13 protein-coding genes and 1 rRNA gene are annotated in these 17,035 nt (G+C 39.4%); 6 read left to right on the top strand and 8 right to left on the bottom strand.

Annotated elements, in window-relative coordinates:
• From ACFQ0V_RS03175 to dnaA, 8 genes are all read right to left on the bottom strand, one after another.
• Window positions 1–277, bottom strand: a 16S ribosomal RNA gene (locus tag ACFQ0V_RS03175); the annotation flags it as partial.
• A 489-nt stretch (window positions 278–766) separates the two neighbouring features.
• The gene (locus ACFQ0V_RS03170; RefSeq protein ID WP_381009556.1) at window positions 767–1,891 is read right to left on the bottom strand and encodes an HD-GYP domain-containing protein; all 1,125 of its coding nucleotides are present in this window, start codon (window positions 1,889–1,891) and stop codon (window positions 767–769) included.
• Window positions 1,892–1,910: 19 nt separating this feature from the next.
• Window positions 1,911–4,379, bottom strand: coding sequence for a DNA gyrase subunit A (gene gyrA, locus ACFQ0V_RS03165; protein ID WP_381009553.1), 2,469 nt, complete (start codon window positions 4,377–4,379; stop codon window positions 1,911–1,913).
• A 29-nt stretch (window positions 4,380–4,408) separates the two neighbouring features.
• Complete coding sequence (gene gyrB / locus ACFQ0V_RS03160) at window positions 4,409–6,331, bottom strand: DNA topoisomerase (ATP-hydrolyzing) subunit B (protein WP_381009566.1); 1,923 nt, start codon at window positions 6,329–6,331, stop codon at window positions 4,409–4,411.
• Between the two features lie 25 nt (window positions 6,332–6,356).
• Window positions 6,357–7,475 (bottom strand): DNA replication/repair protein RecF, encoded by a 1,119-nt coding sequence (gene recF / locus ACFQ0V_RS03155; protein WP_381009550.1) that lies wholly within the window; start codon window positions 7,473–7,475, stop codon window positions 6,357–6,359.
• Window positions 7,476–7,481: 6 nt separating this feature from the next.
• Window positions 7,482–7,703 carry a S4 domain-containing protein YaaA gene (yaaA, locus tag ACFQ0V_RS03150; RefSeq protein ID WP_381009547.1) on the bottom strand — a complete coding sequence of 74 codons (222 nt, stop codon included), beginning with the start codon at window positions 7,701–7,703 and terminating at the stop codon, window positions 7,482–7,484.
• A gap of 354 nt (window positions 7,704–8,057) precedes the next feature.
• A complete protein-coding gene (dnaN, locus tag ACFQ0V_RS03145; protein WP_381009544.1) occupies window positions 8,058–9,191 on the bottom strand; it encodes a DNA polymerase III subunit beta in 1,134 nt (377 codons plus the stop codon).
• 164 nt (window positions 9,192–9,355) lie between these two features.
• On the bottom strand, window positions 9,356–10,702 hold the full coding sequence (gene dnaA, locus ACFQ0V_RS03140) for a chromosomal replication initiator protein DnaA (protein ID WP_381009541.1): 1,347 nt from the start codon (window positions 10,700–10,702) through the stop codon (window positions 9,356–9,358).
• Window positions 10,703–11,296: 594 nt separating this feature from the next.
• On the opposite strand from dnaA, the gene rpmH reads away from it, so the two are divergent.
• The 6 genes from rpmH (at window position 11,297) to mnmG (ending at window position 16,999) form a co-directional block, all read left to right on the top strand.
• On the top strand, window positions 11,297–11,431 hold the full coding sequence (rpmH, locus tag ACFQ0V_RS03135; protein WP_194563622.1) for a 50S ribosomal protein L34: 135 nt from the start codon (window positions 11,297–11,299) through the stop codon (window positions 11,429–11,431).
• 76 nt (window positions 11,432–11,507) lie between these two features.
• Window positions 11,508–11,867: a ribonuclease P protein component gene (gene rnpA / locus ACFQ0V_RS03130; protein WP_381009537.1), complete on the top strand. Its 360-nt coding sequence runs from the start codon at window positions 11,508–11,510 to the stop codon at window positions 11,865–11,867.
• Between the two features lie 62 nt (window positions 11,868–11,929).
• Window positions 11,930–12,727 carry a membrane protein insertase YidC gene (gene yidC / locus ACFQ0V_RS03125; protein ID WP_381009534.1) on the top strand — a complete coding sequence of 266 codons (798 nt, stop codon included), beginning with the start codon at window positions 11,930–11,932 and terminating at the stop codon, window positions 12,725–12,727.
• The gene (gene jag, locus ACFQ0V_RS03120; RefSeq protein WP_381009531.1) at window positions 12,724–13,539 is read left to right on the top strand and encodes an RNA-binding cell elongation regulator Jag/EloR; all 816 of its coding nucleotides are present in this window, start codon (window positions 12,724–12,726) and stop codon (window positions 13,537–13,539) included. The genes yidC and jag overlap by 4 nt, the downstream gene beginning before the upstream one ends.
• Before the next feature lie 155 nt (window positions 13,540–13,694).
• Entirely contained in the window at window positions 13,695–15,080 is a 1,386-nt protein-coding gene (gene mnmE / locus ACFQ0V_RS03115; protein WP_381009528.1) for a tRNA uridine-5-carboxymethylaminomethyl(34) synthesis GTPase MnmE, read from the top strand.
• 26 nt (window positions 15,081–15,106) lie between these two features.
• Entirely contained in the window at window positions 15,107–16,999 is a 1,893-nt protein-coding gene (gene mnmG, locus ACFQ0V_RS03110; protein WP_381009526.1) for a tRNA uridine-5-carboxymethylaminomethyl(34) synthesis enzyme MnmG, read from the top strand.
• Window positions 17,000–17,035 lie beyond the last annotated feature (36 nt).

The raw sequence follows: 17,035 nt of genomic DNA, 5'->3' as shown, positions 1-17,035 counted from the left end.
AGGCCATTACCCCACCAACTAGCTAATGCGCCGCGGGCCCATCCTGTAGTGACAGCCGAAACCGTCTTTAAACATCGCACCAGGAGGTGCGATGGATTATTTGGTATTAGCCCACGTTTCCGCGAGTTATCCCAATCTACAGGGCAGGTTGCCCACGTGTTACTCACCCATCCGCCGCTAACGCAAGAGGTGCAAGCACCTCTTTTGTTCGCTCGACTTGCATGTATTAGGCACGCCGCCAGCGTTCGTCCTGAGCCAGGATCAAACTCTCAAAAAGAAAGCGATCCGCTTCGCGATACTTCGTCAACTTCAATCGCTCATTTCAGTCACGTATTGAATACGCTCCTTCATTCGCTCTTTCGTTTCCTCGTCTCGCTCGCGTCTCGTTTCTTTTTCTGTTTTCACAGAAAAAGAGAAATTTGAGTAAGCTCAAATTTGCTGGCATCTTTTATAGATGTTCAAATTGTTTGTTTCGATATCCAACGGGGTTGAATAAAGAAACGGTTTATTTCATCAACAAGTTACTGTTCAGTTTTCAATGTTCATTTCGTCGCTTTCTTGAAGCAACTCTTATATCGTAACTCAATGTCATTCGCTTTGTCAACAACTTTTTAAAAGTTTTTTTCGAAAGGTCAAATGCTTATTAAGTTCGTGTTGCAAAAGCAACGTTTATAACTATATCAAGGTTATTTTAAAATTGCAACCCTTTTTTAAAAATAAAAAGAGCATCTCGATTTTTCGAGATGCTCTTTCACTCTCCCTTCATCTAAAGGACAGCTTTCATGTAATACATTTTTTCTTTTAAATCGATGACTTCATCATCTACTTTTACAATTGGACGATATATATTATCTTTATTTTCATGTACAACTACTCCAATTGCTTTATTGTTTAACTCTACTTGTGTTCCTATCGTAACAAAGCCTACTAGTTTTTGAAGTTGTTCAATTACTTTTAAATCATATTTTCCATACTGTTCATAACGCATGTATTCAATCGCTTCAACTTCACTTAAATCAGAACGATATGGTCTCTTCTCAGTCAAAGCACAGAAAACATCAGCAACTGCTAATATTTGAGAAATTTGATGAATCTCTTGGTATTTCGACTGTAATGGATAACCTGATCCATCCATTCTCTCGTGATGTTGAACGATTGCTGTTTTTATTTCCGGCTTTAAAATAGGTGAGTTTTGAATACTCGTGTAACTATGAATGACATGTTTTCTTATTTCCATACGCTCTTGTTCTGTTAAGTCTCTCGTTTTGTTTAATAAAGTCATCGAAATTTTAGCCATTCCTGCATCCATTAAAAGGGCAGCCAAACTAATTTGATTTTGTTCAGCTTTAGAATATCCAAGCTCTTTAGCTAATAAAGTGGCTACGATACTTGTTCGAAGATGATGATGATAAATATAATCTTCCACAATAATTTTACGTTTTAGATCATAAATTGTATTTTCTGATTCAAAGAACATTTCAATCAGAGGGATAATAATTTGTCTCGTATGAGGAACATTCACTTTACTACCAGAGCGTAATCGATCATATTCCATTTTATAATTTTGATACGACTCTCGATAAACAATCTGAAAATCATCTTCGTGTTCATGCTCTTCTTCTTGAATGACTTCTTCTATGAAACGTTTAACTTCCATATCTTGAGTCGGGCTTTTTTCTTTTCTTACTGCTGGACGCACTTCTACGATCTCATCTTCTTCAATTACACGCACAAGCACTTGTACGATATCAAACTGTTTCAATACATTAATTTGGACATCTGTTACGAGCGTCCCTTTTTTAACAATTGGAAATTTAGTGTTCGCAAAGACATCTTCTTCGATAATATCTCCAACTTCAAGTTCACTTACTACCTTTATTTCAGCCTCCATGATTCCACCTCAACTCTCATCATTCGGACTGATCATCATCTTCTTCGTCTAACAAATCGTCTTCTTTCACTACTTTCGCAACCGTTGCGACAAATTCCCCTTCATCGATACGAATTAAGCGAACTCCTTGTGTATTTCTGCCGAAGACTGAAATATCATTGATATCCATTCGAATGATGATTCCATGTCCTGTAATAATCATAATATCTTCTGTACCTTCTACAGATTTCATTGCGACTAGCTTACCGTTTCGCTCAGTGATTTGTGCTGTTTTCAGCCCTAATCCTCCACGTGTTTGGATGCGATACTCCGCCGCTGGAGTTCTCTTTCCGTACCCTTTCTCAGTGACGATTAACACTTCATGCTCTTCGTTTAATAGATCCATACCGATGACATAGTCTTCTTCACGTAAACGGATACCGATCACTCCACCTGCAGTACGTCCCATTACCCGAATATCTGACTCTTTAAAACGGATGAGCATACCATCTCTCGTTCCGATGATAATATCTTCTTCATTCGATGTTAATTTCACACCGATTAATTCATCGTCACCTCTTAAAGTTAACGCTATAATTCCGTTCGTTCGGATATTTCGATATTCTTGGATAGAAGTTCGCTTCACAATCCCTTGTTTCGTTGCGAAGAATAAATACTGTTCTTCATCAAATTCTGGGATTGGAATCATCGCGGTTACTTTTTCATCCTTTTCTACTTCTAATAAGTTAACGATCGGCAAGCCTTTTGCAGTTCGACTATATTCTGGAATTTCATATCCTTTTTTACGGAATACGCGTCCTTTAGAAGTGAAGAATAAAATCGTATCGTGAGTTGACGTATTCAATAAATGTTCTACGAAATCATCTTCGTTCGTTCCCATTCCTTGAATTCCTCGGCCTCCACGACGTTGACTGCGATACGTATTTGAAGGTAAACGTTTAATGTAACCGTTATGTGTCAATGTTAAGACTAAATTTTCTTCTGGGATGAGGTCTTCATCTTCAATCATTTCTAAACCAGTCGTCGTAATTTCCGTACGACGTTCATCCGCAAAACGTTCTTTAATTTCTAAAAGCTCTTCTTTAATTAAATTTAATAACGTTTCATCGTCAGCTAAAATCGCTTTTAACTCTTCAATTAACTTGAGAAGCTCTTTATATTCCTCTTCAATTTTATCGCGCTCTAAACCTGTTAAACGTTGTAAACGCATATCTAAAATAGCCTGTGCTTGACGCTCAGACAATTCGAATGTTTCGATTAATCCTGACTTTGCTTCCGCTGTTGTTTTTGAACCGCGAATTAAAGCGATAATTTCATCGATATGGTCTAAAGCGATACGAAGCCCTTCTAATATGTGCGCGCGTGCTTCAGCGCGTTCTAATTCGTATTGTGTACGACGACGAATGATGACGCGTTGATGATCTAAGTAATGTTGCAATATTTCACGCAACGATAATACTTTCGGTTCTTTATCGACTAAAGCGAGCATATTAATACCGAAACTCGATTGTAGAGCCGTTTGCTTATATAAATTATTTAAAATGACATTCGCATTCGAATCTCGACGTACTTCGATGACAATACGCATACCTGTACGGTCAGATTCATCTGCTAAATGTGTAATGCCTTCAATTTTCTTTTCACGTACTAATTCTGCTATTTTCTCAATGAGACGCGCTTTATTCACTTGATACGGTAATTCTGTAACGATAATTGTCTCTTTTCCAGATTTCGCCTGTTCGATTTCTACTTTACCGCGGATCATAATCGAGCCACGACCTGTTTCGTAAGCGCGACGAATACCGCTGCGACCTAAAATGATCCCGCCTGTTGGAAAGTCTGGTCCTGGCATAATTTCCATCAATTCTTCTGTCGTCAATTGTGGATTGTCCGCAACAGCGAGCACCGCATCAATCGCTTCTCCTAAGTGGTGAGGAGGAATATTCGTTGCCATCCCTACTGCGATACCGCTCGTTCCGTTAACGATTAAGTTCGGATAACGGCTCGGTAAAACAGTCGGTTCTTTTTCGTTACCGTCATAGTTTTCTTGGAAGTCGACCGTATTTTTATTAATATCTCTCAACAATTCCATCGAAATTTTAGACATTTTCGCTTCGGTATAACGCATAGCTGCTGCCGAGTCACCATCGACCGATCCGAAGTTCCCTTGTCCATTTACTAGCATGTAGCGATAGTTAAAATCTTGCGCCATACGTACCATCGTTTCGTATACAGCACTATCTCCATGCGGGTGATACTTACCGATAACATCCCCGACGATACGGGCAGATTTTTTATGTGATTTGTCCGCTGTAATGCCTAATTCATGCATCGCATATAAAATACGACGGTGAACAGGCTTCAATCCGTCACGTACGTCTGGTAAAGCACGTGATACGATTACGCTCATCGCATAATCTAAAAATGAAGTCCTCATTTTCTTACTAATGTTAATTCTTTTTACACCACGGTTTGGCGTGTCAGCCATATACGTATACTCCTTTCGAAATCTTCACTTTATGCATCTAAATTCATAACTTGTGAAGCATTCTCTTCAATGAATCGTCTGCGCGGTTCTACTTCATCACCCATCAACTGTTCAAATACTTCATTCGCTTCGACAACGTCATCGAGTTGAACTTGTAATAACACGCGATGTTCTGGATTCATCGTCGTATCCCAAAGTGTGTCAGCATTCATCTCACCGAGACCTTTAAAGCGTGACACTTCTGGTTTTGGCGTTGCCGAGAGTGACGCCAACGTCTCTTCTAATTCTTCTTCGTCTAAACAGTAATATTCTTTACGACCTTGTTTTACGCCGTATAACGGTGGTTGAGCAATATACACATATCCCGCTTCGATTAACGGACGCATGAAACGGAAGAAAAATGTTAATAAAAGCGTACTAATGTGAGCACCATCGACATCCGCATCCGTCATAATGATAATTTTATGGTAACGAGCTTTCGATAAATCAAAGTCTTCACCGATTCCTGTGCCGAGTGCTGTGGTCATCGCTCGAATTTCTAAGTTCCCTAAAATACGATCAATTCGCGCTTTTTCTACGTTTAAAATTTTACCTCGCAATGGCAAAATTGCTTGGAAGTGACGATCTCGTCCACTTTTCGCTGAACCTCCTGCCGAGTCACCCTCAACGATATACAATTCACTAATTGCTGGATCTCGTGAAGAACAGTCTGCTAATTTACCTGGTAAGCTCGAAACGTCTAATGGAGATTTACGACGTGTCATTTCACGAGCATTTTTAGCAGCGATTCGTGCACGTGCTGCCATTAAGCTTTTATCGATTACTGTACGGGCTACAGTCGGATTTTCTAATAAGAAACGTTGGAATCCTTCTGAGAACAATTGATTCGTAATTGTACTTACTTCTGAGTTCCCTAGTTTCGTTTTCGTTTGCCCTTCGAATTGTGGATCCGGGTGTTTTACTGAAATAATCGCCGTTAATCCTTCACGAACGTCATCTCCTGTTAAATTGGCATCCGCTTCTTTTAATAAATTGTTTTTTCGAGCATAGTCATTGATGACCCGTGTTAAAGCTGTTTTGTAACCTGATTCATGCGTTCCACCTTCGTACGTATTAATGTTGTTAGCGAAAGAGTATAAGTTTTCAGCAAAACCACTATTGTACTGCATGGCAATTTCTAATGTGATACCGTCTTTTTCGCCTTCTACATAAATCGGTTCTTCGTGTAACGGTTCTTTATTTTTATTTAAATGTTCTACGTATGAGCGAATTCCACCTTCATAGTGGAATGTTTCTGTTTTTTCTTGTCCTTGGCGTTCATCCGAAATCGTAATACGTAAACCACGATTTAAGTAAGCGAGCTCTTTTAAACGATGAGCTAACACATCGTATTCGTATTCTGTCGTTTCTTTAAAAATTTCTGGATCCGCCTTAAAACGAATCGACGTTCCCGTTTCCGTCGTTTCACCGACCACTTCTAATTCTTTTGTAACGAGTCCACGTTCAAAGCGAATCTCATACACTTTGCCATCGCGTCGAACTGTCGCAATTGTTTCTTCAGACAAAGCGTTAACGACCGATGCACCTACTCCGTGTAAACCTCCAGACACTTTATAACCGCCACCGCCGAACTTACCTCCAGCATGTAAAACAGTCATGATTACTTCGACTGCTGGACGGCCCGTCGACTCTTGAATTCCTACTGGGATTCCTCGACCATTGTCATCCACACGAATCCAATTATCCTTCTCAATAAACACCTCGATATGATCACAATGCCCAGCTAACGCTTCATCGATACTATTATCGACAATTTCCCATACGAGATGGTGTAATCCTCTCGAGCTCGTCGTTCCGATATACATTCCTGGACGTTTCCGTACAGCTTCTAATCCTTCGAGTACTTGGATTTGATTGGCATCATATGCTGTTTGTACACTTTTCTCTTCCATAGCCAACTCTTTCACCAGTCCTTCCTTAGTCTTTCAATTGGGTGACAGTTCCTTCTTCTACTTCAAACATCGTCGCATTTTGAATCGTCTCGTGCGAGATTCCGTCGACATTCGTCGTCGTCACGAATGTTTGAACTTGTCCTTGCATAATATTTAATAAATGGGTTTGACGGTCATCATCTAACTCTGATAATACGTCATCTAATAATAAAATCGGGGGTTCTCCGACTTCTTGCTTCACTAATTCGATCTCAGCTAGTTTCAAAGAGAGCGCCGTCGTTCTTTGCTGTCCTTGAGAGCCAAATGTTTGCACATCGTAATCATTCACATAAAAACGCAAATCATCACGATGAGGACCGATCAATGTTAAACCGCGGTCTAACTCTTTTTGTTTTAACAGTTCGATTTCCTGTTGATAAATCTCTGCAATCTCGTCTTCCGACATCGTCCGTTCAAATTGCTTTAACGTCTTATATTCAATCGTCAACTGTTCTTTTCCTTGTGAAATACCGTCATGAATCGGCATCGCCCACTTTTGTAACAATTCCATAAAGTAAAAGCGACGGACGACAATTTTAGAAGCAGCTTGAATGAACTGCTCCGTATAAACATTTAACATTACTTCATTTTCTGTCGTTAAATGTCTTTTTTTCAAAATGGCATTGCGCTGCTTTAATAATTTTTGATATACGACGAGGTCGTGTAAATACGTTGCGGAAATTTGTCCAATTTCCATATCTAAAAAACGCCGTCTCACTTGTGGACTCCCTTTGACGATATTCAAATCTTCAGGTGCAAACATGACGACATTTAACTGTCCGATATAAGAACTTAGCTTTCGTTGTTCCAAATGATTCGCCCGAGCTATTTTACCTTTTTTTGTAATTTCTAATTGTAAAGGAATAGCGCCATACTTTTTAACAACTTCTCCCTTTATTTTACCATATTCTGAGTTCCAACGAATTAAATCACGATCGTTAGAGGTTCGGTGAGATTTCGTCATCGCTAAGACGTAAATGGATTCCATGACATTCGTTTTACCTTGAGCATTTTCACCGATGAAAACATTTACTTGAGGAGAAAATTGTAAGTCCAATGTTTCGTAATTTCGATAGTTCTCAAGCTGCAAACGTTTCATATACATCGACGCTTAACCTAGCTTTCGACTAATTTGAAATTTACCTTCATTTGGAACGAGGATAATATCTTGATCATACAGCTTTTTTCCACGTCGCTGTTCTTCTTCACCATTGATATAAACGACATATTCCGATAAATACCATTTTGCCATCCCGCCTGAACTAATCACATTGATCATTTTTAAAAATTGACCTAGTGTTACATATTCCGTATTAATCTCTACTCTTTCCATCACATTCAACTCTATTCTTATTTGTTTATCATTTTACTATTTTACCGAATAAATTGCATACAGTAAAACAGTTGTTCGTATTTTTAAGATTTAGTACATCTTATTAATTATACCCTTTTTTATTCCGCACTCGCAAAGTTTACCTTTTATAAGTAAGAAAAGAAGCCGACGAAATTTTTCTTGTTAAAATTTCGAAAGCTTCTTTTCAATCCTCAAAAATTTCCTCGCTTGTCGTCGCAACGTCTTTTCATTATACCATGAAATCATATTTTTCGCTTTTGAACTTCATTTGCACGTATATAAAAAAGTGCTGCCATCCATGAATGAAATGACAACACTTTTTTAACATTTAAATTAGTAAGTACGTACAGGGAGAATTAATTGTAATACTGCTTCGCTATCGACTGCTTTCAAAATGAACGGGCGCATAACACCTGTGAAATGAATGACAATTTCTTCACTTTCAATCGCTCGAAGCGCATCCATCATATATTTGGCGCTAAATGATATTTGAAGAGCTTCCCCTTCGATGGACGTTGCAGCTACGATTTCTTCGACTTTTCCTACTTCAGGTGAGTTCGATGTTAATTCGACTGTTGATTGATCTGTCGTTACGAGTCGAACGATGTTGTTGCGTTCATCTCGCGCTAACAAGCTCGCACGATCGATCGCTTGTAAAAATTCTTTACTCTTTAAAACGATTGAAGTTTGATATTCCGTCGGGATTAGTCGAGTTGTGTCAGGATATGTTCCTTCCAACAAACGTGAGTAAAATAAAATGCGTTCTGTTTTAAACAATACTTGTTGTTCTGTAAACAAAATATCCACAGATTCTTCTTTATCAATAATCTTATTTAGTTCTTGCAAACTTTTACCTGGGATTACTGCTTGAAATTCTCCTTCAGGTAAATCTTCTAATTGTGTGATGCGACGAGCGAGACGATGACTATCTGTCGCAATACAATAGAGTGCGCCTTCTTTTTTAATCCAATTAACACCTGTCAATACTGGGCGTGTTTCTTGTGTAGAGACAGCAAATCCTGTTTCGCGAATAATTGATTTAAGTAAAGGTGTCGCTATTGTAAATTGAATGTCATTTTCCATGTTTGGCAAAATTGGATACTCGTCCGCATTTGAACCGATTAGCTTAAATTCAGATCGGCCTGAGCGAATAACAACATCTTGTCCATTTGTCACTTCAAATAATACTGTATTTGTTGGGAGCTTTCGTACGATGTCACTAAAATAACGAGCTTGTACAACAATAGAACCTTGTTCGAATGTTTCAACAATCAACTCTCCGTCTTCTTCTAAAGGAATGAATGAACAAATTGTAATATCTGAATCGCTACCAGTCATCGTTACACCTTGATCATTCAATTCAATTTTTATTCCTGTCAAAATAGGTAATGTCACTTTATGACTAACAGCTTTCATTACATCGTTTAAACCGTTTAATAAATGAGTTCGATTAATTTCAAATTTCATAATGTCCTCCAGTATTTATATATTATTTTATTTAAAAGATAAGTAATAATAGTAATAGGGGCTGTGGATAAGTGGATAAGTGACTATAAGCCAATACTATCAACGTGTTAGCCGTGTGGATAAAGTGTTGATAATTTGTTTCGAATATCCACACTTATCAACAGTTAAACTCCGAGCAAAGAACGGATTTGTTGGATATCTCTTTGTAAATTTTGATCCTTTTCAAGCATCGTTGAGATTTTTTCATGAGCATGAATCACTGTTGAGTGATCTCGTCCTCCAAATTCTGTTCCGATTTTCGGCAAAGAAGAGTCGGTAAGCTCTCGTGATAAAAACATCGCAATTTGTCTCGGAAAAGCGATTGAACGTGTTCTTTTTTTAGAAGAAAAGTCTTCAAGTCGTATATTGAAATGTTCTCCGACAATTTTTTTAATCTCTAAAATGGTAATGACACGTGGTGTTGCGTCTGGAATAATATCTTTCAATGCTTCCTGCGCTACCTCAGGCGTAATCGGTTTATCCACTAGAGAAGCATATGCGACAACACGTGTTAAAGCCCCTTCTAATTCGCGAATATTCGAATCGATTTGATTCGCAATGTAAAGCATCACATCATCTGAAACGTTCGTCAAATTATCCGCATTTGCCTTCTTTTTTAAAATTGCGATACGTGTTTCAAGATCGGGTGGCGCAATGTCTGTTATGAGTCCCCACTCGAAACGAGAGCGTAAACGGTCCTCTAATGTAGAGATTTCTTTAGGAGGACGATCGCTTGAGATGATGATTTGTTTCGCTTCTTCATGCAGCGCATTAAATGTATGGAAAAACTCCTCCTGCGTTTGTTCCTTCCCTTCTAAAAACTGAATATCATCAATAAGCAGTACGTCTACATTGCGATATTGATTGCGAAAATCGTCCGCTCGATTGTCACGAATCGAATTGATAAATTCATTCGTAAACTTTTCAGAAGAAACATAAGCGACTTTTAGTTCTGGATTTTGGTCGATGACATAATGACCAATCGCGTGCATTAAGTGTGTTTTACCTAATCCAACTCCTCCATAAATGAATAAAGGATTGTACGCTTTCGCTGGAGCTTCTGCGACAGCTAAAGATGCTGCGTGAGCGAAGCGATTACCTGAACCGATGACGAATGTATCGAATGTATATTTCGGATTGAGCATTTGCGCGTAGTTTGGATTTACATCTGCTACATCTTGTTGAGAGCGCGTATTAGACCGTTTTAAATCTTCAGTCGGTAAAGAGTCAGGAACGACAAAGTGTACGATTCGATCGGCTCCTGTTTTGCTCGCTAATATTCCTGATATGAGATGGATGTAGTTCTTTTCTAGCCATTCTTGAGCGAATGTGCTCGGTACTTCTATAACAGCTGTTTCCTCATCGAAAACAATTAACTCTGTTTGTTTTAGCCAAGTTTCAAAACTCGGTTTAGCGATGCGTGATTTAATTTCTTCAAGCACATCGTTCCATAGTGAATCTAAATTATTCATAAGAGTGACACTCCTCCTTTTTAATCATTTCAAGACAACATATAAATTAGTTATCCACATAACAAACAGCTGTGGATAACTAAAATCAACAAGTGTGAATTGAATAATCCACGAGTGAAAAAGCTTTGTGGATATTGTATTTCCCAAAACATAGTTTTCAACAAACATGTAGATAAATCATAGCAAAGAAAGGCTTTAATAACAAGGAGTTATTCAAATTATCCATAAAAATAAGACATCTGTTGATAAAAGTTATCCACAGGTGTAGATTTGTTAATAAGTTGTTGATAAAGGTGAAACGGAAAGTGGGGGTGTATAAATATACAAACAGTGTTTTTTAGAAGTGTGAATAAAATTGTGGATAAAGCAGAAAGTTTATTTTAACATAAAAAAATGCAGAAAGGGGAACTGTTTTTTTCGATAAAAATGGATTGAATAGTAGTCCTCTTATAGTCATTTTGGAGAGAAGAAGGATCCAGTATAATCTTTGAAAGGCCTTGACAATAAAAGACAAGCTCGTTATAATGTTCAAGACTATTCATTCTAAGTTTAAACGAGATAGGATTATTGACACTGAAGAGGAGGTGTCTCGATATGAAACGTACATTCCAACCAAATAAACGTAAACGTAGCAAAGTTCACGGCTTCCGTGCACGCATGAGCACGAAAAACGGACGTAAGATTTTAGCAGCTCGTCGTCGCAAAGGAAGAAAAGTGCTTTCAGCATAAGGCCACTGTCATTCAGTGGTCTTTTTTTCTCGTTTATAATGAAGTAGATGCTGTGTAGAAGAAGGTGAAGAAGGCTTTGAGAAAGCAACAAAGAATTAAAAAGAACGAAGATTTCCAACAAGTATTTAAAAAAGGAACATCTTTCGCCAATCGACAATTCGTCGTATATATTTACCCAAAGGCGGATCAAACAGAACTACGCCTAGGATTGTCGGTGAGTAAGAAGTTAGGAAATGCGGTGAAGCGTAATCAAATTAAACGATACGTACGCCAAGCAATCTTTGAACTGCAGAGTCAATTAAAAGCCAATGTCGATTATGTTATTATCGCTCGAGTAGGAGCGACCGATTTAAATTTTCATGAAACGAAGAAGAGTTTGCAGCACGTTTTGCGCATCGCAAAATGTTTGCCGAAAGCGCGAAATGAAGTAAAATAAATGAATGGTCTATTTATAGAAAGAATAGCAGTTGAGAGGAAAGAAGTTTGGAGGAAAGCTCAATGAAGAAAAAGAAAATAGCTCTCATCCTTATGTTATCTGCACTGACAATCTTTTTAGCAGGTTGTGGAGATTTTAGAGAACCGATCTATTCAGATACAGAAGGATTTTGGAGTAAGTTCATCGTTTGGCCAATCGTAGCCTTCATTACGATGTTAAAAGATGTGCTCGGTACATACGGATGGAGTATCGTTGCCGTAACAATTATCGTTCGTGTTATTTTATTACCATTAATTATTCAACAAGCGAACAGTTCAAAGGCGATGCGAGAAATCCAGCCGAAAATGAAAGCTTTACAAGAGAAGTACAAATCGAAAGATGCGGTAACGCAAGAAAAGTATCGTGAAGCGATTCAGCAATTGTTTACAGAAAATCAAGTGAACCCAGTAGCAGGATGTTTGCCAGCGCTCGTTCAAATGCCGATCATCATCGGATTGTATCATGCGATCAGCCGTATGAATGCGACGCCTGAAATTGAGCTAGGCACATTTTTAGGTTTCCAATTAGCTGAGCAAAGTATCGTATTAGCGATTATAGCGGGGGTTGCGCAGTTCGTCGTGTTAAAAACAGGACCTGCTATGGATAACCCACAAATGAAAACGATGCTTTACATTATGCCATTTATGATTATCGGATTCGGTCTCTTTTTACCAGCAGCGATTTCACTTTACTGGATTATCGGTAATATCATTATGTTGATTACGAACATTTTCTTATATAAACCGTTCGCGAAAGAGCCAGTTGTCGTGGAGGAACCGAAAAAGAACAATAAAAGAAAAGGAGGCAAACGTAAAAAATGAAACAAATTGCACAGACAGGAACGACCGTAGATTTAGCGATTCAAGAAGCGTTAAAGCAGTTAAATACAACTCGTGAGCATGTTGATATTGAAGTGATAGAGCAAGGTCGAAAAGGTTTTCTTGGATTTGGTGCAAAAGATGCGAAAGTTCTCGTAACGAAAAAAGAAACACCTCCCGTTGTACAAGAGCCAGTGGAACAGTCAAATGAGCCAGAACGAGTTACTGCGCTTGAAGAGGAACAAGAACAATTAGTGGAAGAATTAATCGTTCCTGAAATTATAGACGAAGAAACAACTGTCGTTGAAGAAGAACCGGTTGCTGCGCCAGAAAAAGTTATCCCCAATGTGGAAAACGAAGAACTTTTGATTGAAAATTCCGCAAAAGATTATATTTTAGAAATCGCAAATGAATTAAATTGTTCCGATGTGGACATTACTGTGGATGGTGTGGGTAAGTATGTGGATATTCAAATCGATACACCAGATGCGGCGATGTTAATCGGAAAACGCGGTCAAAATTTAAATGCGTTGCAACAATTGACGCAACTCGTAGTGAATCAACATTCTACTCGCTTTAAAGTAGTGCGTATGAATGTAGGCGACTACCGTGAACGTCGCGAACAATCGCTCATTCATTTAGCGAATCGCATGGCTGACCAAGCTGTTTCAAAGCAACGTAAAGTAAAATTAGAGCCGATGCCATCATATGAACGGAAAGTCGTGCATCATACACTCGCGGCTCGTATCGATGTCGATACGTATTCAGAAGGTAGCGATCCGTACCGTTATTTAGTGATTGAACCGTTACAATAAGCCAATTGAAAAGTTCGAGATTTCGTTTACAATTTGAAGAAGAGCGTTCGTCCGCTCTTCTTTTTTGTCCGATTAAGAACGAGAAATGAAAAGTGCAACACAATTGTTGTTGCGTTATGATAAAAGAAAGATTGAAGAAGGTAGAAGGTGATCATATGTCGTACGAAACAATCGCAGCGATTTCAACGCCGATGGGAGAAGGGGCTATCGGTATCGTACGTTTAAGTGGAGAGGAAGCGGTCGACATCGCTTCGCGTATTTTTCGCTCTCCTCATAAAAAAGTATTAACAGAAGTGCCGAGTCATACGATTCATTACGGCCATTTAGTTGAACCCTCGACGGAACAAGTCGTCGAAGAAGTAATGGTATCCGTTATGCGAGCACCGAAAACATTTACGAAAGAAGACGTCGTCGAGATCAACTGTCACGGTGGTATCGTATCGGTCAATCGTGTGTTGGAACTTGTGCTTTCGAATGGTGCACAACTTGCAGAACCTGGAGAGTTTACGAAGCGTGCCTTTTTAAACGGCCGAATCGATTTATCACAGGCGGAAGCAGTCATGGACGTCATTCGTGCTAAAACGGACGAAGCGATGGATATCGCGCTCGGTCAAATGGACGGTCGTCTCTCACGTTTAATAGGCGCTTTACGTCAAGGAATTTTAGAGACGCTCGCTCAAGTAGAAGTGAATATCGATTATCCGGAGTATGATGATGTCGAGGAAGTGACGATTCCACTTTTACGTGAAAAAGCGACGTGGATCATGGAAGAAATTGAACAATTACTCGAAACATCAAAACAAGGAAAAATTATTCGAGAAGGGCTTCAAACCGTCATTATCGGTCGTCCAAACGTTGGAAAGTCGTCGCTTTTAAACAGTCTCGTTCAAGAAAATAAGGCGATCGTGACAGACATCGCAGGGACGACTCGTGATATTATAGAAGAGTATGTCAATATTAAAGGCGTACCGTTAAAATTAGTCGACACAGCGGGAATTCGCGAAACGGAAGATATCGTTGAGCGAATCGGTGTAGAACGCAGTCGCCAAGTATTAAAACAAGCGGATTTAATTTTGCTCGTTTTAAATGGTGCAGAGGCGTTAAGTGATGAAGATCGCCACCTCTTTGAAGCGGTCGACGGATTTGAAACGATCGTCATCGTCAATAAGACAGACTTGCCTCAGGAGCTTAACTTAGAGGAAGTTAAAACATTGGCGAAAGATTCTCCGATTGTGACGACTTCGCTCGTGCAAGACGAAGGAATTAATCAATTGGAAGATGCGATTCGAGAGCTGTTTTATAGCGGTTCATTAGAACAAGCGGATTTAACATATGTTTCGAACGTTCGTCACATCATCTTATTGAAAGAAGCCCATCGTACGATCGCTGAAGCATTAGAAGCAGCAGAAATCGGAGTACCGATCGACATGGTACAAATCGATTTAACCCGAACGTGGGAGTTGCTTGGAGAAATTGTAGGCGATACGATGAAAGATAGTTTAATTAATGAGTTATTCTCGCAATTTTGTCTAGGGAAATAAATTTAAAATAGAGGAGATGAACGAACATGGGCCAGTTTGAAGCAGGCACTTATGATTGTATCGTCATCGGAGCAGGACATGCCGGAGCAGAAGCAGCATTAGCAGCAGCGAATCGAGGAGTGGATACACTTCTTTTAACGATGAATTTAGATATGATTGCTTTCATGCCGTGTAACCCATCACTTGGGGGACCAGCGAAAGGAATCGTCGTTCGAGAAATCGACGCATTAGGAGGCGCGATGGGTAAAATTATCGACCGCTCCCACATTCAAATGCGTATGTTAAACACAGGAAAAGGTCCAGCTGTACGTGCTTTACGTGCGCAAGCGGATAAAGTGACGTATCAATCTGAAATGAAAAAATTAATCGAAACGACAGACAACTTAACATTGCGTCAAGCAGTCGTCGATGAGTTGATTGTGGAAGACGATGAAGTGAAAGGAATTATCACGCATATTGGTGCCATTTATCGTGCGAAAACGGTCATCATTACGACAGGAACATTTTTACGTGGAGAAATCGTCATCGGTGATTTACGTTACTCCAGCGGACCGAATAACCAAATGCCATCTGTGAAATTAGCAGAAAGCTTGGAAAGTCTCGGGTTCGATGTCGTTCGTTTTAAAACGGGAACACCGCCACGTTTGAATAGTAAGACGATCGACTACAGCAAAACAGAAATTCAACCAGGTGACGATGTACCACGTGCATTCAGTTATGAAACGACAGAGTACATCATGGATCAACTGCCTTGTTGGTTGACGTATACGACACCTTTAACCCATCAATTAATCAATGATAATTTACATTTAGCACCGATGTATTCAGGAATGATTAAAGGCCGCGGACCGAGTTACTGCCCATCGATTGAAGATAAAATCGTTCGCTTTGCGGATAAAGGGCGTCACCAAGTCTTTTTAGAACCAGAAGGACGCAATACGAATGAAGTATATGTACAAGGACTTTCAACAAGTTTACCTGAACATGTTCAACGCCAATTAGTGGCGAGTGTACCTGGTTTAGAAAATGCGGAAATTATGCGTGCGGGTTATGCGATCGAGTACGATGCGATCGTACCGACACAATTGTGGCCAACATTGGAAACGAAAAAAATTAAAAACTTATACACAGCGGGCCAAATTAACGGCACGAGCGGTTATGAAGAAGCGGCAGCTCAAGGGTTAATGGCAGGGATTAACGCAGCGAGCCGCGTCTTAGGGAAAGAAGAAGTCATTTTAGGACGCGATGAAGCGTATATTGGCGTTTTAATCGATGATCTCGTCACAAAAGGAACGTTAGAACCGTATCGACTCTTAACATCGCGTGCAGAATATCGTCTATTATTGCGCCACGATAATGCGGATATGCGTTTGACAGAGCTGGGACATGAGATCGGTTTAATTCGTCCACAACGTTATGCACAATTTACCGAGAAGAAACGTCAAATTCAAGAAGAATTAGAACGTTTAGCACAAGTGACGGTAAAACCGACAGAAGAAGTGCAAGCTGTTTTAGCAGAAGCGAACAGTACACCGATTAAAGAACCGCTAAAAGCGATCGACTTATTGAAGCGACCAGAAGTGATGTATGCGCATATTGAAAAAATTGTGCCTGCTGATACTCCGGTAGATGAACAAGTCGCGGAGCAAATTGAAATCTTTACAAAATATGAAGGCTATATTAAAAAATCACTTCAACAAGTCGATAAAATGAAAAAGCTAGAGAATAAAATCATTCCAGAAAATATCGATTACGATGCAGTAGCGAATATTGCACATGAAGCGCGTGCTATTTTGAAAGAAGTACGTCCGCGCTCGATTGCACAAGCATCCCGTATTCCAGGGGTAAACCCAGCGGATATTTCCATCTTGCTTATTTATATTGAACAAGGAAAGATTGCCAAAGTATCGAATGAATGATGAGCGGAGCGTGAGGACTCGTTTCTCACGCTTTGC

Source organism: Savagea faecisuis (assembly GCF_042675605.1).
GTDB classification, from domain to species: Bacteria; Bacillota; Bacilli; order Bacillales_A; family Planococcaceae; genus Savagea; species Savagea faecisuis.
Note: the sequence above shows the minus strand (reverse complement) of the source record. Positions and strands in the feature narration are given on the sequence as shown.